At 68.6% G+C, this 512-nt stretch carries 1 protein-coding gene; it reads right to left on the bottom strand.

The window, feature by feature from the left end; all coding sequences use genetic code 11:
• On the bottom strand, positions 1-487 hold a 487-nt coding region (locus AC01Y6_RS11275), incomplete at its 3' end, for an ATP-binding cassette domain-containing protein (protein WP_476671624.1).
• Positions 488-512 lie beyond the last annotated feature (25 nt).

The raw sequence follows: 512 nt of genomic DNA on the forward strand, positions 1-512 counted from the left end.
CCAGCACCTCGTGGTAGTCATGGGAGACGTAGAGGACGGTAATCCCCGCCTCCCGCACCAGGCCCGGGATGAGGCGCAGCATCTCCCGGCGGGTGGGAAGGTCCAGGTTGGAGAGGGGCTCGTCCATGAGCAGCAGGCGGGGCCTGAGGACCAGGGCCCGCCCCAGGGCCACCTTCTGGGCCTCCCCGCCGGAGAGAGTGCGCACGTCCCGGGAGGCCAAGCCCTCCAGGCCCAGGCGCTTCCTCTCCGCGCGAGGCACCCTCCGGGCCTTCAGCCCGTAGGCCAGGTTGTCCTCCACGCTGCGGCGGAAGAGGATGGGATCCTGGAAGATCATGGTCATCTCTCCGGCCAGCCTCCGCCTTTCCCCCCGCCCCAGGGCGGAAAGCCGCTTCCCGTCCCAGAAGACGATCTCCCCCCTGGATGGTTTTTCCAGCAGGTTGATGATGCGGAGCAGGGTGCTCTTTCCCGAGCCGTTGGGCTCCACCACGGCAGTGACCGACCCCTCCTCGATG

The organism is Thermus sp., assembly GCF_056332225.1.